Annotated in this window: 18 protein-coding genes, 2 pseudogenes and 1 riboswitch; of the genes and pseudogenes, 12 read left to right on the top strand and 8 right to left on the bottom strand. The window is 65.0% G+C overall.

The genetic code is table 11. The features are described from left to right. Positions 1–12 precede the first annotated feature (12 nt). Positions 13–687, bottom strand: coding sequence for a DUF1990 domain-containing protein (locus IG171_RS14570; RefSeq protein WP_212128099.1), 675 nt, complete (start codon positions 685–687; stop codon positions 13–15). A gap of 112 nt (positions 688–799) precedes the next feature. On the opposite strand from IG171_RS14570, the gene IG171_RS14565 reads away from it, so the two are divergent. Then, the gene (locus tag IG171_RS14565) at positions 800–1,594 is read left to right on the top strand and encodes an SDR family oxidoreductase (protein WP_212128098.1); all 795 of its coding nucleotides are present in this window, start codon (positions 800–802) and stop codon (positions 1,592–1,594) included. A gap of 399 nt (positions 1,595–1,993) precedes the next feature. On the opposite strand, the gene IG171_RS14560 is transcribed toward IG171_RS14565, so the two are convergent. Then, positions 1,994–3,283: an alpha-hydroxy-acid oxidizing protein gene (locus IG171_RS14560; protein WP_212128097.1), complete on the bottom strand. Its 1,290-nt coding sequence runs from the start codon at positions 3,281–3,283 to the stop codon at positions 1,994–1,996. Positions 3,284–3,394: 111 nt separating this feature from the next. Between IG171_RS14560 and IG171_RS14555 the strand changes: the two genes are divergently transcribed. From IG171_RS14555 to thpD, 10 genes and pseudogenes are all read left to right on the top strand, one after another. After that, complete coding sequence (locus IG171_RS14555) at positions 3,395–4,426, top strand: AraC family transcriptional regulator (protein ID WP_212128096.1); 1,032 nt, start codon at positions 3,395–3,397, stop codon at positions 4,424–4,426. A gap of 816 nt (positions 4,427–5,242) precedes the next feature. Continuing rightward, positions 5,243–5,340, top strand: a riboswitch (glycine riboswitch). A 197-nt stretch (positions 5,341–5,537) separates the two neighbouring features. Next, positions 5,538–8,471 (top strand): aminomethyl-transferring glycine dehydrogenase, encoded by a 2,934-nt coding sequence (gcvP, locus tag IG171_RS14550; protein ID WP_212128095.1) that lies wholly within the window; start codon positions 5,538–5,540, stop codon positions 8,469–8,471. Continuing rightward, positions 8,471–9,730 carry a glycine cleavage system aminomethyltransferase GcvT gene (locus IG171_RS14545; RefSeq protein ID WP_212128094.1) on the top strand — a complete coding sequence of 420 codons (1,260 nt, stop codon included), beginning with the start codon at positions 8,471–8,473 and terminating at the stop codon, positions 9,728–9,730. The genes gcvP and IG171_RS14545 overlap by 1 nt, the downstream gene beginning before the upstream one ends. A 102-nt stretch (positions 9,731–9,832) precedes the next feature. After that, on the top strand, positions 9,833–10,231 hold the full coding sequence (gene gcvH / locus IG171_RS14540; RefSeq protein WP_212128093.1) for a glycine cleavage system protein GcvH: 399 nt from the start codon (positions 9,833–9,835) through the stop codon (positions 10,229–10,231). A gap of 28 nt (positions 10,232–10,259) precedes the next feature. Further along, positions 10,260–10,829, top strand: a pseudogene (locus tag IG171_RS19360) (serine dehydratase beta chain); the annotation flags it as partial. 212 nt (positions 10,830–11,041) lie between these two features. Further along, positions 11,042–11,950, top strand: a pseudogene (locus IG171_RS19130) (L-serine ammonia-lyase); the annotation flags it as partial. 594 nt (positions 11,951–12,544) lie between these two features. After that, on the top strand, positions 12,545–12,940 hold the full coding sequence (ectA, locus tag IG171_RS14530) for a diaminobutyrate acetyltransferase (protein WP_249203720.1): 396 nt from the start codon (positions 12,545–12,547) through the stop codon (positions 12,938–12,940). 161 nt (positions 12,941–13,101) lie between these two features. Further along, positions 13,102–14,403: a diaminobutyrate--2-oxoglutarate transaminase gene (ectB, locus tag IG171_RS14525; RefSeq protein WP_212128092.1), complete on the top strand. Its 1,302-nt coding sequence runs from the start codon at positions 13,102–13,104 to the stop codon at positions 14,401–14,403. Between the two features lie 90 nt (positions 14,404–14,493). Beyond that, positions 14,494–14,901, top strand: a complete 408-nt coding sequence (locus IG171_RS14520; RefSeq protein WP_212128091.1) for an ectoine synthase — start codon at positions 14,494–14,496, stop codon at positions 14,899–14,901. A 291-nt stretch (positions 14,902–15,192) separates the two neighbouring features. Next, positions 15,193–16,104: an ectoine hydroxylase gene (gene thpD, locus IG171_RS14515; RefSeq protein ID WP_349252120.1), complete on the top strand. Its 912-nt coding sequence runs from the start codon at positions 15,193–15,195 to the stop codon at positions 16,102–16,104. A 207-nt stretch (positions 16,105–16,311) separates the two neighbouring features. On the opposite strand, the gene IG171_RS14510 is transcribed toward thpD, so the two are convergent. The 6 genes from IG171_RS14510 to IG171_RS14485 form a co-directional block, all read right to left on the bottom strand. Beyond that, a complete protein-coding gene (locus tag IG171_RS14510; RefSeq protein WP_212128090.1) occupies positions 16,312–17,805 on the bottom strand; it encodes an alanine/glycine:cation symporter family protein in 1,494 nt (497 codons plus the stop codon). Positions 17,806–17,977: 172 nt separating this feature from the next. After that, the gene (locus tag IG171_RS14505; RefSeq protein ID WP_212128089.1) at positions 17,978–19,060 is read right to left on the bottom strand and encodes a 2-dehydropantoate 2-reductase N-terminal domain-containing protein; all 1,083 of its coding nucleotides are present in this window, start codon (positions 19,058–19,060) and stop codon (positions 17,978–17,980) included. Then, entirely contained in the window at positions 19,057–19,932 is an 876-nt protein-coding gene (locus tag IG171_RS14500) for an SDR family oxidoreductase (protein WP_212128088.1), read from the bottom strand. The genes IG171_RS14505 and IG171_RS14500 overlap by 4 nt, the downstream gene beginning before the upstream one ends. After that, entirely contained in the window at positions 19,929–21,236 is a 1,308-nt protein-coding gene (locus IG171_RS14495; RefSeq protein ID WP_212128087.1) for an MFS transporter, read from the bottom strand. Before IG171_RS14495 ends, IG171_RS14500 begins: the two co-directional genes overlap by 4 nt. A gap of 59 nt (positions 21,237–21,295) precedes the next feature. Beyond that, the gene (locus tag IG171_RS14490; protein ID WP_249203719.1) at positions 21,296–21,982 is read right to left on the bottom strand and encodes a polysaccharide deacetylase; all 687 of its coding nucleotides are present in this window, start codon (positions 21,980–21,982) and stop codon (positions 21,296–21,298) included. A gap of 405 nt (positions 21,983–22,387) precedes the next feature. Further along, positions 22,388–23,212: an Lrp/AsnC family transcriptional regulator gene (locus IG171_RS14485; protein WP_249203718.1), complete on the bottom strand. Its 825-nt coding sequence runs from the start codon at positions 23,210–23,212 to the stop codon at positions 22,388–22,390. Between the two features lie 533 nt (positions 23,213–23,745). Between IG171_RS14485 and IG171_RS14480 the strand changes: the two genes are divergently transcribed. Continuing rightward, positions 23,746–24,606 carry a glycerophosphodiester phosphodiesterase gene (locus IG171_RS14480; protein WP_212128084.1) on the top strand — a complete coding sequence of 287 codons (861 nt, stop codon included), beginning with the start codon at positions 23,746–23,748 and terminating at the stop codon, positions 24,604–24,606. The last annotated feature ends 93 nt before the right edge of the window (positions 24,607–24,699 follow it).

Raw genomic sequence — 24,699 nt, 5'->3', positions numbered from 1 at the left:
CCTATGTGGGTCTCAATTGAAAATGATTATTCCATTGCGGTCATGAATATCAGAGCTCGGCGGGACCGGGCCTCCCTGCTCACAGCCGTGCGTTCCAGGCCTCGAGGTGCAGGGCAGCCGCACCTGCAGGCTCAGCCTCGACACGCCGGGACAGCCGCAGCTGCAGGCCCAGCCTCGACGCGCCTGCCCAGGGCGGGAAGCGCTCGCGGCGAGAAGCCGTCGCAGTCCTTCGGCGTACCGTCGCGCCATCATCGACTGCCCCATCACCGCCACGGGCCCGGCCGCTTTGAGCAGCGGATGCCCGGGTACCGACTCCGCGGTGATGGTCACGCCGAGGCGGCCGTCCGAACCGGTCGACACCAGGAAGGTCTCCTCGCCGGCCTCCAGGTGGCCAGGCAGGGTCCGGTAGGTGAACCCGGCCCGATCCGGCTCATCGACAACACGGACGATGACGCACGACCCGACCGGCACGGTCAGATCGCGGCCGCGCAGCCGCCTCGGCGAGGTTGGCCAGAGCGGATTGAGGCGGAGGTCGACGACCTGCCCGTGACGGACGCGGCGGGCAGGTCGCACGCTCACTCCCGCGCTCTCCTGCAGCGCCCAGGTGAGAACAGCCTCCCGTGCGAGCGGGAACAGGTGCGCGGGGCCGAGGTCGAGGTGGTGCTCAAGCTGGTTCATGGTCCTCATTGTCTCCTTGTCTTCCCCGGTGGCCGTGCTTACGATGGGAGCGGAATGCTGAACGAACGCTCGCTTCACGCATGATCGCATTCGCCCGCCGACCGAACACTGGAGTTCACACATGTCAGACAGCACCGCAACCGCCCCGCAGTCCGGACGCCGATTCGAAGGCCAGGTAGCCCTGGTCACCGGGTCCAGCCGAGGCATCGGGCTCGGCATCGCCAGTCGGCTCAACGCCGAGGGCGCCACCGTGATCCTCACAGCTCGCAACCCCGAACCGCTCGCCGAGGCGGTCGCGCAGTTCCCCGCCGGCGCCGCGCTCGGCATCGCCGGCAAGTCCGATGATCCGGCGCACCGAGCAGAGGTCTTCGACACGATCGCGGAGAAGTTCGGTCGCCTCGACGTGCTCGTGACGAATGTCGGCATCAACCCCGTCTACGGGCCGCTCATCGACCTCGACCTCGATGCCGCCCGGAAGATCCTCGACGTCAATGTCCTCGGCACGCTCGCCTGGATCCAGGGCGCCGTCCATCACGAGGGCCTGAACTTCCGCGACAACCGGGGACGGGTCGTCAGCATCTCCTCGGTGGCCGGTGAGCGGCCGAGCCCCGGCATCAGCTTCTACGGCATCTCGAAGGCCGCAGTCTCCCATCTGACCAAGTCCCTGGCCGTCGAGCTCGGGCCCGACATCCGCGTCAACGCCGTCGCGCCGGCCGTCGTCAAGACGAACTTCGCCACTGCCCTCTACGAGGGGAAGGAAGAGGAAGTCGCCTCGACGTATCCGGTCAGACGGCTCGGCACTCCCGAGGACGTCGCCGCAGCCGTGGCCTATCTCGCCTCCGCCGACGCCGACTGGATCACCGCGCAGGTGCTCACCGCCGACGGGGGAGTCGTCACCGCAGGCGGCACCGCCTGAGGCTCCGCGGCACCGCCTGAGGCTCTGCGGCCTCGCAGGTGCATTAGCAGCCGCCTCGGCGACTGTCCTAACGTCGAGGTCACCGTCCCCGAGGGGCGATATCGCGGCTGGGGCAGGCGCAGAACTCGCTCCGTTGGTCTCCAGCGAGGAAGGGAGGCCCGGCGGTGGCCGGGCGAACCACGCGTGGCTGTGAGCACCGGCGGCTGTCGACCAGCACCTGCGCACGAGGCGCTTTTCGGGCAGAGACTTCTGCACCGAACGCGCTGCCGGCTGCCCTCTCCCACTCTCCCGCCGAGATCAGCAGTCGAGCTGAGAGCGTGAACGGCGAGCAGTCACAGCCTGGACTCGGAAATCGCCGCGCCGGCACGCACACACTCAGACCAGCGATTCGAATCTCGCTTACCCTCTGACCCTCACCATCGTCGAATCGATCTCAGCGAGGGACGACAGCCCGGACAGAGACATCGTGAGGTCGAGTTCGGCGATGATGTTCCTCAGCACCGACTCGACTCCCCTCGCTCCGTCAATGGCGAGACCGTACACATGCGGACGTCCGATAGTCACGGCATCGGCTCCGCAGGCGATCGCCTTGAACACGTCGGCGCCGCTGCGGATCCCAGAATCCAGGATCAGGGTGTGCTCACGCGCGATCTCCCTGCGGATCTCGCGAAGTGCGTCGAGAGAACCGATCGCCCCGTCGACCTGCCGCCCTCCGTGGTTGGACACCATCACCGCGTCGGCGCCGGCGGCGAACGCCTGTTTCGCGTCGCCGGGGGTCAGGATTCCCTTGACGACGACGGGCAGCGTCGTCATTCCACGCAGCTGTTCCACGTGGTCCCAGGACAGAGCTGGATTGGAGTAGACGTCGAGGAAAGTCTGGACGGCGGCGCGCGGCACGGGCGAGCGGAGGTTCTCGACGAACCTGCCCGGATGGTTCCGAGCGATGCGCAGCAATGTGGCAATCGCCGTGGGCGTGGGCACGGGGCTGTGATCGACGTCTGTGTCGTCGGACGACGCCGCCATGCGCTCGGCGACGAGCTCGGAGAAGCGCCGATCCGAGGTGTACTGGGCAATACCGATACCACGAGTGAAGGGCAGGTAGCCGAGATCGAGGTCGCGTGGGCGCCAACCGAGCTGTGTGGTGTCAGCAGTGAGCACGATCGCGCCCGCGCCGATCGCCTCCGCACGGGCGACGAAGCTGCGAACGAGCTCAAGATCCTTGGACCAGTAGAGCTGGAACCAGCGCGGGGCGTCGCCCATCGCGCCAGCGACCCGCTCCATGGGATCCGATCCTTGGCTCGAGAAGATGTACGGGACGCCCAGCGAGGCTGCGGCCTCGCCGACGGCGATGTCCGGGCGGTTCCGAACGAGCCCCGCCGCGCCGATGGGAGCCACGAGAAGCGGCGAGTCGAGAGCCGTGCCGAATACCTCGGTGCTCATGTCAGCGCCAGTGGTGTCGCGCAGCATCGCCGGGAGGATCTCGACCCGGTCGAAAGCGGCTCTGTTGGCGGCGACCGTGGACTCGGTGCCCGCGCCGCCCATGATGTAAGCGCGCGCCTGGGCGCTCATGGCCTTGGCGGCTTTGGCCTCGAGCCTCTGCGGCGATGTGGGGACTTTGGGCCGGAAACCGGAGACTCCACGCCCAAACACCGCTGACTCGACCTTCCGACCTGCTCCGAGGAAGCTCATGGCTGTCACGGTAGCACGTCGGGTCCGGAGAAGGAGGGAAACCGCCCATGGTCCTTCGGTGCCGTGCAAATCACCGCGGGCAGATGCGGCTTCACTGCGTAGGATGGTTCTATGCAGGGCAAGGCAGGCGAGGCTTCGGGCGAAGCCCCGGATGGGCCCGATCAGCGTGCGCTCAGGAGCGAAGCGCCGGCCGGCTACGACGATTCCGGAATCGAACGCGAACTCGTCGTCATGGACCAGAGCAGCTGCCTGCGATGGTTTCAGCACGACTTCCCGGATCTGCTGGCACGCTGGCACTATCACCCCGAACTGGAACTGCATCTGATCACCGCTTCTACAGGCACAGCGATGATCGGTGGTCAAGCCCGCGCATTTGAGCCCGGGTCACTGTATCTCCTTGGGGGCGGAGTCCCGCACAACTGGGTGAGTGTCCTGGACGGTCGCCGGTCCGTGCCTGGTCGTGACGTCCTGTTGCAGATGCATCCGGATCGTCTGCGTGAGCTCGAGCGCATCGTGCCTGACCTGCGAGGCGTCGGCGAACTGCTCCATCGTGCTCGCCATGGCCTCGCCTTCCACGGCCGCACAGCTGACGAGGTCGCCGACCTGCTGGTGCGCATGGGCTCTGAGACCGACGCCCGACGCTTCAGTACGGCGCTCACCGCCTTCGCCGCTATCCTCGAAGCCTCACCGGACGATGTCGAAGTGATCGATCCCAACTACGTCCCCGCGACTCCTGAAGGAACCTCACACACCGATATCAGCGCGGCGCTCACATACATGCACGAAAATCTTGACGAGCCCCTGCGTCTCGCCGCTGTCGCCAAGGTGCTCGGGACGAGCGAATCAACGGCCTCGCGAATGCTCACCCGCGCGACCACCCATGGATTCTCTCGAATCCTCATAGGTCTGCGCATCGCCGAGGCGCTGCGACTCCTGCGTACGACCGACAAGCATGTCTCCGAAATCTGCTGGCGCTGCGGCTTCACCACTCTGTCAGCTTTCAACCGGCAATTTCGGTCGCAGACAGGCACGACGCCAAGCGCCTATCGGCGCAAACTCGGCAGCGGGGAGTCTTCTCCGCTCGGCTCCGGCACCACGCATTCTTCACCACCCCCACCAGCAGCACCGTCCTCGACACAGTGACAGCGGACAGACGCACCACCTCACGCGATCATCGAGCAGGTCAACGCCGCGCTCAAGGTCGAGCCCTGGCACACACGCCTTCCGGGAAACTCGACGCCGACGGCGCCTGGGCCACATCGGCCACGAGACCGCGAAGGACGATCCCGGGAGACAATCAGTCGAGCACGACCGGAGACAATCAGTGGAACACGACCGGAATGTGGCCCGGGCGCTCAACGCCGCCCACCCGATGGAGCCGAGAGTTCGGGAGCCCTCGCCGCAGGCGGCGCCTGAGCGCACTCGAAGGTCGCGCCTGGCAGAGGCATCTTCGGCCTGATCTGACTCGCCGCAGCAGCTGAAACCGGGTCGGGGGATGAAGAGGTGGTCGCAATCGGATACTCCTCTCGCCGGAGAGTATCCGATTGCGACCTTTGTTCGGAAGAAGGCCGGCGTGCGCGAGGCCTGAGCCAGAGGCCGGCGGTTTCAGCCGGTCGTTGCAACACCCGGTGATTGATCGTGTTCAGACAACAGCTTATCCAGGGCCTCGGCCGGCGTCCCACACGAAGCCCCCACGGCGTCCCACAACGGCGTCACACACGAAGCCCCCGAAGTCCCCGCACGAAGCCCCCACGCGAGGCCCCCACGAAGTCCCTGCGCGAAGTGCTCCCGCCAAATCACCCGGTGACCTGCCCCGCAGAGGGGTGCGCCGTGCCCCTCAGCAGGGCGCACTCGGTTCGGTCCACTCCGTCCCCGCGGCCCGGGGCTGAGAGGTTTGTCGGGCGTGACTTCATTCACTAGGATTGGAAGCACAGTTCCACATAACTTCATACGCCGCTAAGACATGACGTGGGAGAGCTGCCGGTTCGACGCCGGGCAGCGCCGTAGGTGCAATTCCCTCCCCGGGAAACTCTCAGGCCCAGTACCACCGATTGCAGGCATATCTGAAGGACCGATCCAGGTTCGCAGACGGCTCGGGCGCACGTGGTCACGCACATGCGCGCACGCAGCGCACACAGCGCACGTTGCCCGAGTCAAGCGCGAATACGAGGATCGCTGCCGACAGATCGGGGAGGACACTCAGTGATCAGTGCGTCCTCCATCGGTGGGCGCGACACCGACCCTAGGACGGCAATTGACCAGTTCACTCGCCCATACGACTGCAGCGACCGGGGACACCGCGCGTCCCTTCTCCGACCGCCACATCGGACCCCGCGCCGATGACGTCCAGGCCATGCTCGCCGAACTCGGCTACGATTCGTTGGCCGCCCTCTCGTCCGCGGCCGTCCCCGCCTCGATCCAGAACGAGGAGCTCGACCTCCCGGCCGGCCGCTCCGAACACGACGTCCTCGCCGATCTGCGCGACCTGGCCAGCCAGAACGTCATGCGCACCCAGCTCATCGGCCAGGGCTACTTTGACACGATCACCCCGGCCGTCATCCGCCGCAACCTCGTCGAGAACCCCGCCTGGTACACCGCCTACACCCCGTACCAGCCCGAGATCTCCCAGGGTCGGCTCGAGGCGTTGCTGAACTTCCAGCAGGTCGTCCAGGACCTCACCGGTCTCGACATCGCCAACGCCTCCCTCCTCGATGAGGCCACCGCCGTCGCCGAGGCGGTCCTGCTCATGCGCCGGGCCGTGAAGAAGGGGACCACCGTCGTCCTCGACTCCGAGCTCCACCCGCAGACCATCTCCGTCGTCCGCGCCCGCGCCCGGGCCATGGACTTCCGCGTCACCGTCGCCGACCTCGCAGAGGGCCTCGTGGGCGAGGACATCTTCGGCATCGTCTGCGCCCAACCGGGCACCACTGGCGCCATCCGCGACTTCTCCGAAGCCGTCACCGGGGCCCACGACCGCGGGGCACTGGTGACCTTCGACGCCGACCTGCTGGCACTGACCCTGCTCAAGGACTGCGCCTCGCAGGGCGCGGACATCGCCGTCGGCTCGGCCCAGCGCTTCGGCGTCCCCCTGTTCTTCGGGGGCCCCCACGCCGGGTTCATGGCTGTGAAGACCGACCTCAAACGCCAGCTGCCCGGCCGACTGGTCGGCGTGTCCAAGGACACCCAGGGCAAGCCCGGCTACCGGCTGGCCCTGCAGACGCGCGAGCAGCACATCCGCCGCCAGAAGGCCACGTCCAACATCTGCACCGCGCAGGCTCTGCTGGCCAACGTCGCCTCGATGTACGCCGTCTACCACGGCCCGGTCGGCCTGACCCGCATCGCCTCCCGCATCCACCGCCTGGCCCATGCCTTCGCGGCGGGCGCGGATACCGCCCCCGGCGCCGAGGTGCTCACCTGGGAATTCTTCGACACCGTGGCCCTGCGCGTGGCCGACGCCGAAGCCGCCCGCGCCGTCGCCGACCGAGCCGGATACAACATCCGCGTCATCGACAGCACGACGATCGGCGTCTCCTTCGGTGAACCCCACACGGTTGCCGATGCCAACGGCCTGCTCGAGGCCCTGGGCATCATCGCCCGGATCGACGTCGAGGACTTCGAGGCCGCCTCGGCGGGGGCTTTCGGACCTCACGCCGTGCCGGACCCGGCTTTCGACGCGAAGTTCCATCGCGACACCGAGTTCCTCACTCACCCGGTGTTCAGCGCCCACGGCTCCGAGACCGCCATGATGCGCTACCTGCGCACCCTGGCCGATCGGGACCTGGCACTGGACCGGACGATGATCCCGCTGGGCTCGTGCACGATGAAGCTCAACGCCGCCGTCGAGATGGAACCCATCACCTGGCCCGAGTTCGCCTCCATCCACCCCTTCGCCCCGGCCGAACAGACCCAGGGCTGGCGCACGCTCATCACCCGGCTCGAGGACTCGCTGACGGCGGTCACCGGCTACGACCGCGTGTCCCTGCAGCCCAATGCCGGCTCCCAGGGCGAGCTGGCCGGACTGCTGGCCATCCGCAGCTACCATCTGGCCAATGACGAACCCGACCGCAGGGTCGTCCTCATCCCGCAGTCGGCCCACGGCACGAACGCAGCCTCGGCGGTCCTCGCCGGCCTCCAGGTCCAGGTCGTCGGCACCGCCGAGGACGGATCGGTCGACATGGACGACCTCGCGGAGAAGATCGACAAGCACGCGGGCAGGATCGCCGGCATCATGATCACCTACCCCTCGACCCACGGGGTGTTCGAACCCCAGGTGCGCGAGGTGTGCGAGAAGGTCCACGCCGCCGGCGGACAGGTCTACGTCGACGGGGCGAACCTCAACGCCATGGTCGGGCTGGCCAAGCCCGGCGAGTTCGGCGGCGATGTCTCCCACCTCAACCTGCACAAGACCTTCTGCATCCCCCACGGAGGCGGGGGACCCGGAGTCGGACCGGTCGCCGTGCGCGACCACCTCGCGCCCTACCTGCCCGGCGACGCCACCGACGCGCAGCTCGTCGCCGACGCCGATCACGCCGTGACCCCGCCGATCTCCGGATCGATGTTCGGCTCCGCCGGGGTCCTGCCGATCAGCTTCGCCTACCTCGAGCTCATGGGCGCCGAAGGACTGCGCGAGGCGTCACGGGCGGCCCTGCTGGGAGCGAACTACCTGGCCGCGAAGCTGAACGAGGTCTTCCCCGTCCTCTACTCGGGAGAGAACGGACTCGTCGGACACGAGACGATCCTCGACCTGCGCGAGGCCACCGCGAAGTCCGGCGTCACCGCCGAGGATGTGGCCAAGCGCCTCATCGACTTCGGCTTCCACGCCCCCACCCTGGCCTTCCCGGTCCCCGGCACCCTCATGGTCGAACCGACCGAGTCCGAGGACAAGGCCGAACTCGACCGCTTCATCGAGGCCATGCGCACCATCCGCGCCGAGATCGACGCGATCGGTGACGAGTACTCCTATGAGGAGTCCCCGCTGGCCGGGGCTCCCCACCCGGCGACCGTGGTGATGGACGACTGGGACGGCAAGTACAGCCGCGAGACCGCCGTCTTCCCGGCCCCGGGCCTGCGGCTGACGAAGTACTTCCCGCCGGTCAGCCGCATCGACGGAGCCTACGGTGACCGCAACCTGGTGTGCTCGTGCCCGCCGCCAGAGGCCTTCGAAGAGTTCGAGGAAGAGGACAAGTGATGACTGAGAACACGCAGAAGCCCAAGGAGACCCCGCTGCACGCCGAACACGCCGAGCTCGGCGCCTCGTTCACCGACTTCGGCGGTTGGGACATGCCGCTGAAGTACGGTTCGGAACTGGCCGAGCACCGCGCAGTGCGCGAGGCAGCAGGCATCTTCGACCTCTCCCATATGGGCGAGGTGCGCGTCACCGGCACCGACGCCGCAGCCTTCCTCGACTACGCGATGGTCGCGAAGTACTCGAAGATGAAGGTCGGCAAGGCCAGATACGGAGTGCTCGTCAACGAGGGCGGATACATCGTCGACGACCTCATCACCTACCGCATCGGCGATGAGGAGTTCCTCATCGTGCCCAACGCCTCGAACACCGACGCCGTGGTCGCAGCGCTGAAGGACCGGGTCGAGACCTTCGTCACCGACATCGCCCCCGGCGCGGCCGTGCGACTGTTCGACGAATCCGATGACACCGCGCTCATCGCCGTCCAGGGCCCGAACTCCGAAGCCATCATCCTGCGCGCCCTCGATGACAGCGCCGACGGCGAATTCGGTCCGCGCACCGGAACCGGGGACGAGGCGAACGCCGAGATCACGGACGCCGTCAGCGGGGGAGCCGCCTCGGCGAGGCAGGAGAAGATCACCATCGGTGAGGCCGTGCGCGAGCTCAAGTACTACGCGTGGATGCCGCTGACGATCGCCGGCATCGACCTCATGCTCGCCCGCACCGGCTACACCGGCGAGGACGGCTTCGAACTCTACGCGCCGAACATCAGTGCCACCCGCCTGTGGGAGACGCTCATGAACTCGGGCGCCGACTACGGGCTCGTGCCCTGCGGACTGGCCGCACGCGATTCGCTGCGCCTCGAGGCCGGGATGCCGCTGTACGGCAACGAACTCGATCTCAACACCACCCCCTACGATGCGGGGCTGGGACGGATGATCGGGTTCAAGACGAAGGAGACCTTCTTCGCCCGCGAGGCCCTGGCCGAACTCGGCGAGACCGAACCCCCGCGCGTGCTCGTGGGCCTGACCTCGGAGGGCCGCCGCGCCGCCCGGTCCGGAGCCTCGGTGTCGATCGACGGCACGGAGATCGGCACCGTCACCTCGGGCCAGCCCTCACCGACGCTGGGGCACCCGATCGCCCTGGCCTACATCGACCGGACCCGCGCCGAGGTGGGAACCGCGGTGACCGTCGACATCCGCGGCAAGTCCCACGACTTCACCGTCGCCGAGCTGCCGTTCTACAAACGCCAGAGCAACTGAGTCCATCCAGGTGGTGCCGGTGACTCGTACACTGGTCTCACCTGGCAAGCACACTACGTCGCGACCTGCCGGTCACTGGTGGGTCGCAGAGAAGGAATATCTATGGCACAGCTGCCCCCGCTGCCCGAAAACTACACCTACTCCGCTGAGCACGAGTGGGTCGACGGTGCCGCCGACGAGCTCGTCGGCAAGACCGTCAAGGTCGGCATCACCGCCGTCGCCTCCGACGCCCTCGGCGAGGTCGTCTACGTCGACCTGCCCGAGGTCGGCGACACCATCACCTCCGGTGAGACCTGCGGAGAGGTCGAGTCGACGAAGTCCGTCTCCGACCTCTACACCCCGGTCTCCGGTGAGGTCGTGACCCTCAACGAGGCGGCCGTGGACTCCCCGGGACTGCTCAACTCCGACCCCTACGGCGAAGGCTGGCTGTTCGAGGTCGCTGTGACCGAGGTCGGCGAAGTCATGGACGCCGCCGGCTACGCCGAAGCCAACTCTCTCTGAGGAACACCCTTTCTCAGCTGCGACCCGGATGAGCAGCCCCGTCGAAGGGGACGCGCGAGACCGGGGAGCACCCCTTCCAAACGGGGTCGGCCGAGGTCGGCGCGGGCGTGAGCGCCCCGCCGGCTCACCGTGCAGTGCACGGTCACTCGGCCGGCCCCGTCGTCATAGAAACGAAGTGATTGCCATGCCACTGAGTGTCTTCGACCTCTTCACCGTCGGCATCGGACCCTCGAGCTCCCACACCGTCGGACCGATGCGCGCGGGCGCGACCTTCATCAGCCTCCTCGGCGAATCGCTGGGGAACGTGGCCGACATCAAGGTCGATGTCTTCGGATCCCTGGCCGCCACGGGCACCGGACACGGCACCTTCGACGCCATCCTGCTCGGCCTCGAAGGCTGCCGCCCCGACCTCGTCGAAGCCAATGAGCTCACCGCCCGACGGACACGGATGTCCGAGACCGGGACGATCCTCCTCGGCGACTCCACCGGCGATGGCGTCGAACTGCCCTTCACCGAGGACGATATGGTCAAACGACCGCTGACCGTCCTGCCCCGTCACACGAACGCCCTGACGATCACGGCCTTCGACTCCGCCGGCGAGACCCTGGCCGAGGAGACCTACTACTCCGTCGGGGGCGGTTTCGTCACCTCCGAGACCGAATTCCTCGAAAAGGAGAGAGCCGCCGAGGCGGGTGCCGACGCAGGCGGCGACGCCGGGGCCGGTTCAGGGGCGGAAGCCGGGGCGGGATCAGGCCCGGACGCCGGGGGGCGGGGTCGGAGTTCGCAGTCTCCGAGTCGGTCGTCGACGCCGAACTCGAGTCCTCCAGTGGGGGACTGCCCTATCCGTTCCACTCCGGTGCCGAGCTGCTCCAGCGCTGCGCCGAGAACGACATGTCGATCACCGAGATCATGCACGCCAACGAGCTGTCCATGCGCTCGGAGGACGAGATCCGACACGGACTGCTCCACATCTACTCCGTGATGGAGGAATGCGCCTCGGCATCACTGGACCGCTCGGGCTATCTGCCCGGCGGGCTGCAGGTGCGCAGGCGCGCCCACGACTGGTACCTCAAGCTCAAGGCCGAGGACCCCGACCGTGATCCCGGCTACTACCTCGAATGGGTCAACCTCATCGCCATGGCCGTCAATGAGGAGAACGCCTCGGGCGGACGTGTGGTCACGGCGCCGACGAACGGCGCAGCCGGCATCATCCCGGCCGTGCTGCACTACGCGCTCAACTACGTCACCTCCGTCACCGAGGGCGGCGAGGCCGGCAAGCACGAGGCCATCATCGACTTCCTGCTCACCGCGGCGGCGGTGGGAGTCCTCTACAAGGAACGGGCCTCGATCTCCGGGGCCGAGGTGGGCTGCCAGGGCGAGGTCGGCTCCGCCTCGTCGATGGCGGCCGGGGGACTGGCCGCAGTCATGGGCGGGACCCCTGAGCAGGTGGAGAACGCCGCCGAGATCGCCATGGAACACAACCTGGGCCTGACCTGCGACCCGATCTCCGGGCTCGTGCAGGTCCCCTGCATCGAACGCAATGCGATCGCGGCGGGCAAGGCCATCAACGCCGCGCGGATGGCGCTGTGGGGCGACGGCCAGCATCGAGTCAGCCTCGACGAGGTGATCGAGACGATGCGCCAGACCGGCGCGGATATGTCCTCGAAGTACAAGGAGACAGCGCTCGGCGGCCTCGCCGTCAACGTCGTCGAGTGCTGAGGCGACTCGCCGGAAGCCGACGCGGGGCGCGTCCTCTTCGACGTGTCCTCTTCGAGCTGTGGTCGCGTTCGGATACTTTCCAGCGAGAGGAGTATCCGAACGCGACCAGTTCTTCGGCGGCTGGCGCAGTTGCCCTGGGCGGCTGGCGTATCTGCCTCGCGCAGAGTCTGCCCAGCCGGAATCCGCGCCGATCGCCGGCCCGGTTCCGAGCCTGAAGACCCGTCGCAAACCAGCAAGAAATCTTGATGCCCAAAATGCGCAGAAGTGACATGGAACACGTGGAACCTCTGTTCCAACTGACGCCAAATGTAACGAAACGATAACGAAGCACCGGCCCGGTATGAGCGCGAATGAGCGCCCCGCCACATCCCAGAGATGCCATGGGCAAGGACGGGTCTGTTACATGCCGGGAGCTCGGGACGATGGTTGCGAAAGTGCCCCGTATTCGACGGTTGTGGGGTTGACGCTCAATCTCATCCCGTTAGGTTTATTGGCGTGAGAAACGCACTCGCTGAACCGAAGACGCAAACCGACGTTCGTACTCCCGAGCTGGAGGACGGACAACATCTATGGCGGCTCGCGAAAGACACAGCCGTGCTCGATCTGAACTCCTCGTACTCGTACCTGCTGTGGTGCCGCGACTTCGCGGACACCTCGGTGATTGCGCGGATCGACGGTGAGCCCGCCGGCTTCATCACCGGGTACACCCGTCCGGAGAATCCGGACACCCTGATGATCTGGCAGGTCGCCGTCGACGAGAAGTTCCGTGGCCACGGGCTCGCATCGACCATGCTCCATGAGCTGGCCGATCGGACCGGCGCTCTCCGCCTGGAGACGACGATCACCGATGACAATGCGGCCTCGAATCGCCTGTTCCAGGCATTCGCCGAGCAGCGCGGGGCAGGTTGCGACCGTCGTCCGCTGTTCACTCCGGAGATGTACCCGGACGGCCACGACACGGAATACCTCTACGAGATCGCACCCCTGTAACGAGCCCCACCCCGGCGCCGCGCGCACCCCTGCAGCAAGGGAGAACCGCGCCCGGTGTCAGGAGGCGGAAGCGACCGCCCGCGATGAGCGGTTGCGGTCACCGCCTCAAGCGCCTGCACACGCGGCAGACGCACAATCAAGAAGTCGAAAGGACTCCAGTGATGACCGAAAGTTCCACGAACACCCCGTCTGACAAGCCCGATATCTTCGAGACCCGCGAATCCACCGTTCGCAGCTACTGCCGGTCCTGGCCGACTACCTTCGCCCGCTCCCTGGGTGCGAAGCAGTGGGATGAGGACGGCAACGAATACCTCGACTTCTTCTCCGGCGCCGGTGCGCTCAACTACGGCCACAACAACCCCGTGGTGATGAACCCGCTGATCGAGTACCTGCAGTCGGGAGCCGTGCTGCACTCGATGGACATGAAGACCCCGGCCAAGCGTGAGTTCCTCGAGACCTTCCAGGACCTCATCCTCAAGCCGCGCGGACTCGACTACTCCATCATGTTCCCCGGACCGACGGGCACGAACACCGTCGAGGCGGCCCTCAAGCTGGCTCGCAAGGTCACCGGCCGTCAGCACATGCTCTCGTTCACCAACGCCTTCCACGGCATGACCCTGGGATCGCTGTCGGTGACCGGCAACTCGATGAAGCGCGAAGGCGCAGGCATCCCGCTGACCAACAGCTCGAAGATCCCGTACGACGACTACTTCGACGGTGAGATCCCGGACTTCCTGTGGCTGGAGAAGGTCCTCGAGGATTCCGGTTCGGGTGTGGACAAGCCCGCCGCCGTCATCGTCGAGACCGTGCAGGGCGAGGGCGGACTCCGTGCCGCTCGTGCCGAATGGCTGCGCGCACTGTCGAAGCTGACGAAGAAGCACGACATCCTCCTCATCGTCGACGACGTGCAGGCAGGATGCGGCCGCACCGGTTCGTTCTTCAGCTTCGAAGAGGCCGGAATCGAGCCAGACATCGTGTGCCTGTCGAAGTCGATCTCCGGTTCGGGTCTGCCGATGGCACTGACCCTGTTCCGTCCCGAGCTCGACGTCTGGGAGCCCGGCGAGCACAACGGCACCTTCCGCGGAAACAACCCCGCGTTCGTGACCGCCACCGCCGCGATCAAGAACTTCTGGGCCGACAACTCGTTCCAGAACCAGCTCGCCGACACCATCGCCGAGCTGCATCAGCGCCTCGACACGATCGTCGAGAAGGCTGAGGGTGCTTCGATCCGCGGTCGCGGACTGCTGGCGGGTCTGTGCTTCGAGGACACCGAGGTGGCCGAGAAGGTCGCCGCCTACGCGTTCGACAACGGCCTGCTCCTCGAGACCTCGGGTCCCGATGACGAGGTCATCAAGATCATGCCGGCGCTGACGATCGACTCGCGCGATCTGCAGGCCGGGCTCGACATCATCGAGGCCGGAGTGCTCAAGTTCGCTCCCGCAGCCGAGGCCGTCCTGGCCTGATACCCTCCCTGCCCGGGCCGGTGCCGCATCAATGGCGCCGGCCCGTTGCATGGCCGAACCCCCCCCTGAACTCCAACGAAAGGACCACGAATGTACGTAGTCAACCGCGATGACCTCAACGACACCGACCGCGATGTGAAGTCCGAGACCTGGCGCAGCCGCCGCATGGTGCTGGGCAAGGAGCGCGTCGGCTTCTCGTTCCACGACACCGTGATCTACGCCGGGACCACCTCGACGTTCCACTACCAGAACCACGTCGAAGCCGTGTACTGCGTGCAGGGCAAGGGAACGCTGACCGACCAGGTCACCGGCAAGGAATACCCCCTCCACGACGGTGTCATGTACCTGCTCGACGGTCATGAGAAGCACACCGTGGTCGCCGAAGAGGAGCTGCGCATGGCCTGCGTGTTCAACCCGCCGGTCACCGGCCGCGAGGTCCACGACGAGAACGGCGTCTACCCGCTCATCGTCGAAGACGAGGAAGCAGCCGTGAGCTGATCTCGCTTCACTCGCCGAGGCGGCCGATCGGATCGATCCGTCGCTGAGGACGTTGACGCCGAAGGGCGGCTCGAGCGACCGAATGCTCGAGCCGCTCTCAGGCATGTCCGAAAGCCATGCCTGACCGGACAATCGGCAAGCGTGTGACGCAGCGGTCCGGTCGAACGCAGGCGTACCACCAGGGGTTCCACTGGGAACGTCCCCCTGCTACGGTAGCCGGACAAGCCGATCTGCCGATCCGAGTGCGGTTATGACATCGCCCGGCAGACGGCACATAGCGAAGGAAGGAGAATGATGACCGCAGTTTCACCTGCGACCACGACTACAGATCTCTATCCGACTCGCTCCGGTGAGAGCACTGAGGTTCTCCCACGCACGGGTCCCATCGTCTTCGGTTCCCCCGATGACGGACCCCTCACGGCGACGGAGCTCAAGCACTACGAAGACACGGGCTACCTGACGATCGATCAGCTCGTCTCGTCCGAGGAGCTGGCCCTCTTCACCGAAGAACTCCACCGGCTCTCGCAGGACCCCGAGGTCAAGGCCGATGAGGCCACTGTCGTCGAAGCGAAGTCCGACGAAGTCCGGTCGATCTTCAACATCCATCGCACCAATGAGATCTTCAAGAAGATCGCGAACGATCCGCGCCTGGTCGATCGGGCACGCCAAATCCTCGGATCCGATGTCTACATCCATCAGAGCCGGATCAACTACAAGCCCGGATTCGTGGGCAAGGAGTTCTCCTGGCATTCCGACTTCGAGACCTGGCATGCCGAGGACGGAATGCCCGCGCCTCGTGCGGTGAGCCTGTCGCTGTCGCTGACGGACAACTACTCATTCAACGGCCCCCTGATGATCATGCCCGGCTCGCACAAGCGCTACATCAGCTGTGTGGGAGGGACTCCCGAGGACAACTACCGGAAGTCGCTGATCATGCAGGGCGCAGGCACCCCGGACCGTCAGACGCTCAGTGACTTCGCCGACGAGTACGGAATCGATGTGCTCGAGGGCGCTGCCGGCGGAGCGATCATGTTCGATTCCAACTGCATGCATGCCTCGAACGGCAACGTCACCCCGTATTCGCGCTCGAACATCTTCATCGTCTACAACTCGGTGGAGAACGCCTGCGGGGAGCCCTTTGCCGCGCCGAAGCCGCGGCCGGAGTTCGTCGGCAGCACGGACTTCACACCCGCCGGCAGCTGATGACCGTCGGACGACTCGCGGGGGCTGAGCCCTCCGTCGTCTGAGCCAGCAGCACCGAAGAGGCCCGATGCCGCAGATGCGACGTCGGGCCTCTTCTGTGTCTGTGAAAGCGAAGGTTCGACCGGGTAGACGACCGTCAGCGCAGGTACGTATGTGGCCCGACCGATGCGCCTATCCGAGGCGCTGCCTGCGCCTGCCGACCATGACTCACACCCCGTCCTCGCGGACCTTCCGGCCGCGGTCGCGCCAGAACTTCGCCGTGGTCACCTCGTCGGTGTCGTCCCAGGCATCGATCTCGGTGTTGATGTACCGATACGTGGGCAGATCGCCGCGGCGGAAGATCGGTTCCTGTCCGGCCCGACGCTGGTCCATGTAGTTCTTCAGCAGCGTGAACACCAGCGGCGAGAGCAGGATCAGGGCGAAGAGGTTGATCAGCGCCATGACCGCCATGAAGATGTCCGCCGCGGTCCACACGATGTCGAGGGCGGCGATCGCGCCGATGAACACCGAGACCATGACGACCACCTGGTACACGCGCAGAGCGGTCCGGTTCGTCGTCAGGTGCTCGATATTGGCTTCGCCGTAGTAGTAGTTGCCGAGGATTGACGAGAACGCGAACAGGAAGATCGCCAGGGTCAGGAAGTGGATCGCCCACTGGCCGAGCTGCCCGCTCAGCGCCGTCTGCGTCAGCTGGATCCCCTCGGCGGAGCTGCCGTACTCCGGATTCGACAGCAGGATGATGAAAGCGGTGATCGAGCACACGAGGATCGTGTCGAAGTACACGCCTAGCGCCTGCACGAAACCCTGCTTGGCCGGGTGCGAGGCCGAAGCCGTCGCCGCCGCATTCGGCACCGAACCGATGCCGGCCTCATTGGAGAACAGGCCGCGCTGGACACCGATGAGCATGATCGAGCCGAGCGCGCCGCCGGCGATCGAGTGCGTGCTGAAGGCATCGGAGAAGATCGTGGCGACCATGCCGGGCACGGCGCCGATGTTCATCGCCACGACGATGATGCCGACGATCAGGTAGAGACCGGCCATGATAGGCACGAGGTAGGCGGAGATGTTCGAGATGCGCTTAGCGCCGCCGGCGAAGATCGCATAGGCGCCGATGGCGATGATCGCCCCTGCGATCGCCGCGAAGGCGGTGTTCGAGTCGTCGACGTCGAAGGACGCGCCGACGGCGTCGACGATGGAGTTCGACTGCACGGTGTTGAACACGATGCCGTAGGTGATGGCCACGATCAGGGCGAAGATCAGTCCGAGCCACTTCATGTTCAGGCCGTGCCTGATGTAGTAGGCCGGGCCGCCTCGGAAGTTCGGGCCGTCCTTGAGCTTGTAGAGCTGTCCGAGGGCGGACTCGGCGAAGGCCGTCGCACCGCCGACGATGGCCGTCAGCCACATCCAGAACATCGCTCCGGGACCGCCGAGGGAGATGGCCAGGGCGACGCCGGCGATGTTCGCCGTGCCGACTCGCGACGCCGCTGAGATGGAGAAGGCGCGGAACGGGGAGATGTTCCGGTTGCCCTCCGAGTCCCGTCCGCCCGGCTCCACCAGCGTGCGGAACATCTCGGGCAGCAGTCGCACCTGCACCACTCCTGTGCTGATGGTGAAGTACAGACCAGTGGGGATGAGAACAGCCACGAGGATGTATGACGAGACGGTGCTGACATTGTCGAACACGCCCTGGAGCATCTCCATCGAACTGAGCCTCCTTCGGCAATCGTGCTGTGAGGACCGGAGGTTCAGGACTCCGTCCGTGGTTGGTTACAGTCTGCCACCTGTCACCGCAGTCCGGAGGGGTGGGGTCTGCCTCGGCAACCATCTACTCTGCAGAGCACTGCGCAATGCGGAGGCCGCACAGCCAGTGTTTTCAGATCTCAGTGATGCGTTCGAATAGGTCGGTGCCCATGCTTGACTCGCCGCGTTCCAGCTCCCCGATCAGATCGACCAATGCTCTCAGTCGTGGTGTGTGGATGCGTCGCTGTGCAGCGGTCGCGATCACTGGTTCGTACTGGGAAGGAACCTCAGTAGGGCGTCTGCGGACGTTGATGTCTCGCCAAATCCCTGAACGTGTCTTCGTCTGGCCTGCCAGCCAGTGGCACAGAGCATCGAATGCCGCCTCGGTGACATCGTCCGGGGAGCCGATCCGATAGTCGTCTGGGCGAAACGCGTCGAAACCTTCCAGCTGGATGCCCAGGTCGTCGGAGACCGCAAACACTTCACGTGCCAGCCCGAGCATCGTGGCTCGATTCGCATCCACGACTTCAGCCATGTCGTCGTCGATGAGCGAGGTTGCCGTGAGCATCGCGCCGAAAGCGAGTTTGGACCAGAGGAACCCTGAGACATTGGCGCTGACGATCGGGGTTCCCCAATGCTCGAGGTCGCGAGCGAGCTTCGCGACGCGAGAGCCGGTGTTGGGGCCGAACCCGGCGTTTTTGTGGGCGCGCGAACTGCTGGAGTCGCCAAAGCATTCCGCGGCATACTCGCCCAGAGCTATCGTTCCGAACCCGCCGTCCTTGATGACTCCGGGTTCGAGCAGATCGGCGAAGAGGTCGACGAAGGCGATGACAGTGCGTTGTGATCCGACGAACTCGGCGATGACTTCTTCATTCAGGCCATTCTGCAGTGAGGCGACGTAGCCATCTCCTCTCAGCCGAGGTGCAATCCACTCCATAGCCGAGCTCGTTGCTTGGGACTTCACGGCGAGAAGCACCGGACCGAGGTCATTGGGCGCGTCCACAGGATCGAATGCTGGAATCTGGACGGTCACAGATCCCTCCGGTCCCTCGATGCTCAACCCCTCGCGGCGGATGGCAGCAACGTGCTGGGTGTCCGCATCGACGATCTGAACCGGATGCCCGGCCATTGCGATATGTGCGGCGAGTGTGCCGCCAATCGCGCCGCCGCCGACGACAGTGTAGATATCGTGTGGCGCTGGTGTCTCTCCAGTCACTTAGTGCAATCCTCTTTCTCGTTGTCGGGGCCAGCGGGGCTGGGTGCGTTCGCAATATGCGCTTCGGTCTCGACCTCTGTGCGTGTCTCCGGCCAGTGAAGTGGGAGGTTGAGTGCGCCCGCTGCTGATCCGCCGTCGACGCGCACTGTCTCCCCGGTCACCCATTCGGCTTCCGCCGAGGCGAGCCAGAGCGCGGCACGGGCGATGTCGTCGGGTCGTCCCTTCCGGCCCAGCGGGTTGACGGACACAGCATCGACATACTCGTCGGTGAGTCTGTTCAGTTCACTGTCGACGACGACGAATCCGGGGGCGACGGCATTGACGCGGATGCCGAACTCGCCCAGTTCGAGAGCACTTGCTCGTGTGAGCATCTCGATTGCCGCTTTCGACGTCGAATACGGTGCGGCGCCCGGGCGGGCGCGCAGAGCTGCTCCGGAGGAGATGTTGACGACGGCAGGAAATCCGGTCGGCATCTCCTCGCGGAGATCGCGCACTCGTTTAGCGAACTCGACAGTGAGCAACGCGGGAGCACGCACGTTGATCGCCTGCACTGCATCCCATATCTCAGCGGTGATGTCGAGAAACTCGACTGCGGGGTATACGCCAGCGGAATTGATCAGGACATGGACTGGAGCGATCTCGAACGCAGTCTCCACAGTGGTGGCAGAGGCGGATGGATCGCGCAGATCCGCAGTGATCGGGGTGACGTTGCTTCCGCCTCGGCGAAGGTAGTCACAGAGCTCATTGAGTGCGACGTCATCGAAGTCGACGAGGGTGAGGCGAGAACCTCGAACAGCATAGGTGCGAGCGATCTCCCGGCCGATGCCACTGGCGGCGCCGGTGATGAGAACGTGTGGTGCGAATCGTGTCATACGAGTTTCTTCCCTTTTGTTTCAGGCATGGTGAGGTAGACGGCGAGGCCGATGGCAGCTGCGACAGCACAGTAGATCCATACCTTGTCGCCGGCCCCGATGTCATTCATCCACGTGATGATGTACGGGGCAGTGCCTCCGAAGACGGCCACAGCCAAGGCATAGGGGAACCCGATGCCGGTGGCTCGGACTTCGGGCGGGAACTGTTCAGCCATAATCACGGCGCAGTTGGCGGAATATCCGAGCAGCAGTGTCATGCCGATGAGTTCGACGGCGAGAAAGATCCAGAAACTGTTGTCGAGGAAATTGAGCAGTGGGAAGGCAAGGACGAGGAATCCCCCGGCGAAGGCCGACATCGTCGGTTTGCGGCCGATCCTGTCAGAAAGGAGCCCCGCGAACGGAAGTGCGCAAATGAAGTAGGCGATGGCGATGAAGTTCGCAGTCAGCGCTTGATTGAGCGGAAGCCCCGTCGCGACATGTGCGTATGTCGGCAGGTAGGAGACCCAGATGTAGTAGAGCAGTGTGCCGGCGATCGTGATTCCGAAGACGCGAGCGACTGCACCAGGGTGTTGGGTGAACATAGCCAAGTATGAGCGCTTTGGTTCAGTTGCCGATCTGTCGGCTTTGCTTGCTTCAAAGGATTCTGACTCGGCGACGTTGGTGCGCAACCAAAGACCGAACAGACCCAACAGTGCGCCGAGAGCGAATGCCAGGCGCCAGCCCCAGGAGTCGAGGGCCTCGGAATCAAGTGCTGAGGTGATTACAGCTCCGATGCCGGCGGCCAGGAGGCTGCCCGCTCCGACGGAGACCTGCTGCCAGGAACCAGCGAACGCTCGACGTTTGGGCGCAGCGGCCTCGACCATGAACGCAGAGGAAGCGCCGAACTCGCCTCCAGCGGAAAATCCCTGGATCATGCGGGCGAGTACGAGAATGATCGGAGCGAAGATGCCGATCATCGAATAGTCGGGCGTAATAGCGATGATGAGCGATGCGCCGGCCATGAGACCGATGGTCAGGGCCATGCCCTTCTTTCGGCCGTGCCGGTCAGCGAAGTTACCCAGGACTGCGGCCCCGATCGGTCGCATGAGGAAGCCGACGGCGAAGACTGCCAATGTGGATAGGAGAGCGACCGCTGGATCGCCTGCAGGGAAGAAATGAACGGCGAAAACGGACGAGAAAGTCGTGTAGATCGCCCAGTCGACCCATTCGACAGTATTGCCGACAGCTCCTGCGACAAGTGCTTTGCGGCCTTTCGCAGAGAGTTTGGTTTCATGTGGTTGATTGGTTTGCGATTGAGTGGACATGTGTGTCTGTGCTTTCGAGAAGGGACGGCAGCATCGCTGCGGCCGTCGGAGGATGAAAGTCAGGATCTGCCGGACGGCAGACCTGCGGTGGGAGCGGCAGTCGTGTCGGAGAGGTGCCGCGCGAGTTCGGCGTGCGTGCCAAACCAGAGGCTGTCAAAGGATCGGATGTAGGTGAGGAGCCGCTCGACCATCGCCAATCTCGAACGATGACCGCTGATATGCGGGTGCAGGGTGAGTTCGAACATGCTGCCGGCTGCGTAGGCGGCTTCGAATTCGTCGATCCAGATTCGTTCGACATCGTAAGGTGAGAGGTGGGGGCGCAGCCCTCCAAAGCGATCCATCATGAAGTAAGGAGCGTCGTCTCTGACCCACTCGACGGGGATCTCGATGACTCCTGTCGGTGTGCCATCGGCGTCGAGTTCGTACGGCTCGTCGTCGGCCATCAGGGATGAGTCATAGACGAGGCCGAGTTCTCGTATGACATCGAGAGTCGAATAGGAGAAGTCCCATGACGGGGTGCGGATGCCGATCGGTCTGGTGCCGCTGAGCTTCTCGAGGGTGTCGGTTGCTCGTCCCATGAGGTCGAGCTCCGCCTCGTAGGGCAGCTGCGTATTGCGTTCATGGATCCATCCATGCACGGCGACCTCGTGTCCGCCCGCCACGAAGGCTTCGATGTCCTTGGGGTGCAGCAGCGCGGAGACCGCAGGTACGTAGAAGCTTGTCGGGACCTCATGGCGTGCGAGCATGTCCAGTATCCGGGGCACTGCCGAGCGACTGCCATACTCCCCCTGTGCGAGTGAACCCGGTGTGGTGTTGCCGTCACGGAGGTATGGAGTCTCGTGGTCGGCGTCATACGAAATGAGCACGGCGCACGTCGCTCCGTTCGGCCAACGTCGCTCAGGGTCATCGGCGACGAGGCTACGTCCTGCACGAACTCGGTTGACCTCGGTCCGCCAAGTCTCTTCGGGCCACTGCCACGGTGCCGTCGCTGTCAGATCTGTGGATTTGGTGCTCATATGATCGCCTCTGGTCGGTTGTTCAGGTGTGCTTCGTCGTCGCTTGATGCGAATGTTCGTCGATGGGCTATGGCTCTACTCGGATTTAGAAACAGGTTCGAGCGTGATCTGAGCTCGCGATTGCACGGTTCGTATTCAGCGTTGAGCTTGCAGGTACTCCAAAGGGTCGAGGGGTTGCCCGTCGGTCGCGTACACGCCGTTCTCGAGAGTTGTCCAGACCCGTTTGTGCACTGCGGTCTGGACACAGATGTCTGCCGTGCGAATCCCGGGCATCGAGGCAAGCACCTGTGTGGAGAACCGGAAGAGTTCGGCGCGGTCGCGGACGATGAACTGCCCGGCGAGATTCGAACGGCCCGTGGTTGCTGTGAGGTACTTCGTCGCCGGGTGCTCGGCGAGTGTGGTTGCAGTGTCCAGGAGGAAGCGTGGTTCGACTTCCAGCCAGAGGAAGAACTCAGTGGCGAATCCGTAGCGGACCGGTTCGACGAGGATGCGGAAGTCGAGGACTCCGGACCTACGCAACTGTTCGATGGTGCGAGCAGCAGTGTTCTCCGACTTGCCGATTGCGGAGGCCAGAGTACTCAGGGCAGTTCGACCGTCATGCATGAGCATACCGAGCACCTTTGCCTCGGAGTCGGTCAGATCGATGTGAGGTGCTGGTTCCGTCTCCACGGGGGCCAACCGTGTGGGGTCGGTTGATTCTCGTGGGGGTGCCCAATCCTGTCCTGATGCGAAGGCGTGAGTGATGAGGAGGCTTTCTGCAGCGGCCGATGTGCCCTCGGTGATTTCGCTGACGAGTCTGCCGTAGTCGACGCCTTCGGGAAGCACCATCTCTGCGACGATGTCGACGCTTCCCAACAGGGTTGCGAAGAAGCGGACTTCGGGTCTGGCGCGTAGCCGTGAGACGAGCTCTGCGAGGTCCGTGTGGGCATTGGATAGCCGTAGATAGACCGGTGTTCCCATGCCGAGACGAGCGACATCAGTAGCCCCGACGACGCGAATGACGCCTGCCGAATGCATTGCCTCGTATCGTCGCCGCACCGTGGCCGCGGAAATGTCCAATTGCTCGGCCACTCTCGTCCAGCGTTCTCGACCTTCCCGGTGGAGGATGTCGATGATCGCGCGATCGAGCGGATCGAGAGATGTCGTCGTCAATGTGCTGTGATTCACAGCATGATCATATCCGTCATATCAGGCATTGACAATGAATAATATCTGCAATGTAGCCGAGCTTTATGACTGTTAGCGAAACTTACGTGCGGTCAGCTGTGTTGCTCTCGTCGCAATTCTGCGAATTCGTCCGAGTCGATCGAGCGGGGACTTGCTGTCACATTGCGCGAAGACAGGATTCACGTCCCGTCCACCCGCGCATCATCGGGAGCTTGCCCGCGACGATTAGTCTGGCCGCCATCGCAGATCGCGACCCTGCACCGCACAACCGGAGATCCGCACGGATCTTCGCTCAGATCCCGCAGCCTCCGTGGAGGAGTCCTGACATGCCCATCACCCTCGTGACACCGACCGCCGGACCGACGCCCCGCCGCACCGTCGACCCCACAGCACCGAACAGCGCCGATCCGTCCCGCACCCGCGTTCCGCCCCTGGTCATCGCCCATCGAGGCGCGTCCGAAACATGGCCGGAGAACACGATCCCGGCGTTCATGGCCGGCATCGACCAGGGCGCGGACATGATCGAGACCGATGTGCACATGAGCGCCGACGGTGAGTTGGTCATCATGCACGACGCCACCGTCGACCGCACCACGGACGCCCGCAAGCTCTACCCGAATCGGACCGACCGCAGCATCGCCGGAATGAACGCCGCCCAGATCGCCACGCTCGATGCCGGAGGCTGGAAGGGTGAGGAATTCGCCGCCATCCGCGTGCCTCGCCTCGCCGAGGTGCTCACCCTCGTCCACGACACCCGCACGGGACTGCTGCTCGAGGTCAAGCACCCCGAGCTCTATCCGGCCATCGCCGAGGCGATCGTGGCCGCTCTGGAGGCCGTGCCGAACTATCTCGAGCGGGCGTTGGCGGCCGGCATGCTCGTCGTGCAGTCGGCGAACTGGTCCTTCGTCCGCCGCTTCCATTCCCTGGCCCCGGAGATCCCCGTCGGTGTGATCGGGCGACCCTGCCCGGACGAGCTGGTCGACTTCGCCGAGTGGGTCGACCAGGTCAATCCCGAGTACCTCGGCGCCGATCCCGAATTCCTCCGCTGCGTGCACGAACTGGGCATGTCGAGCCTCGTGTGGACCGTCGACGAGGCGGCTGGGATGGAACGCGCCATCGACGCCGGAGCCGACGGGATCATCACGAACGCCCCGGATCGTCTCGTCGAGATCGTCGAGACCCTCTGAATCTCGGGTCAAGACCCTCGGTTCAGCGGTCGGTCCTCGAGTCCCGCCGGCCACTCGCGGTGTCTACCCAGCCACTCGCGTGATACCTACCCG

This window comes from Brevibacterium sp. SMBL_HHYL_HB1, assembly GCF_018208375.1.
Taxonomy (GTDB): domain Bacteria; phylum Actinomycetota; class Actinomycetes; order Actinomycetales; family Brevibacteriaceae; genus Brevibacterium; species Brevibacterium intestinavium.
The sequence above is the reverse complement of the archived record's forward strand: the minus strand, read 5'-3'. Positions and strand labels throughout refer to the sequence as shown.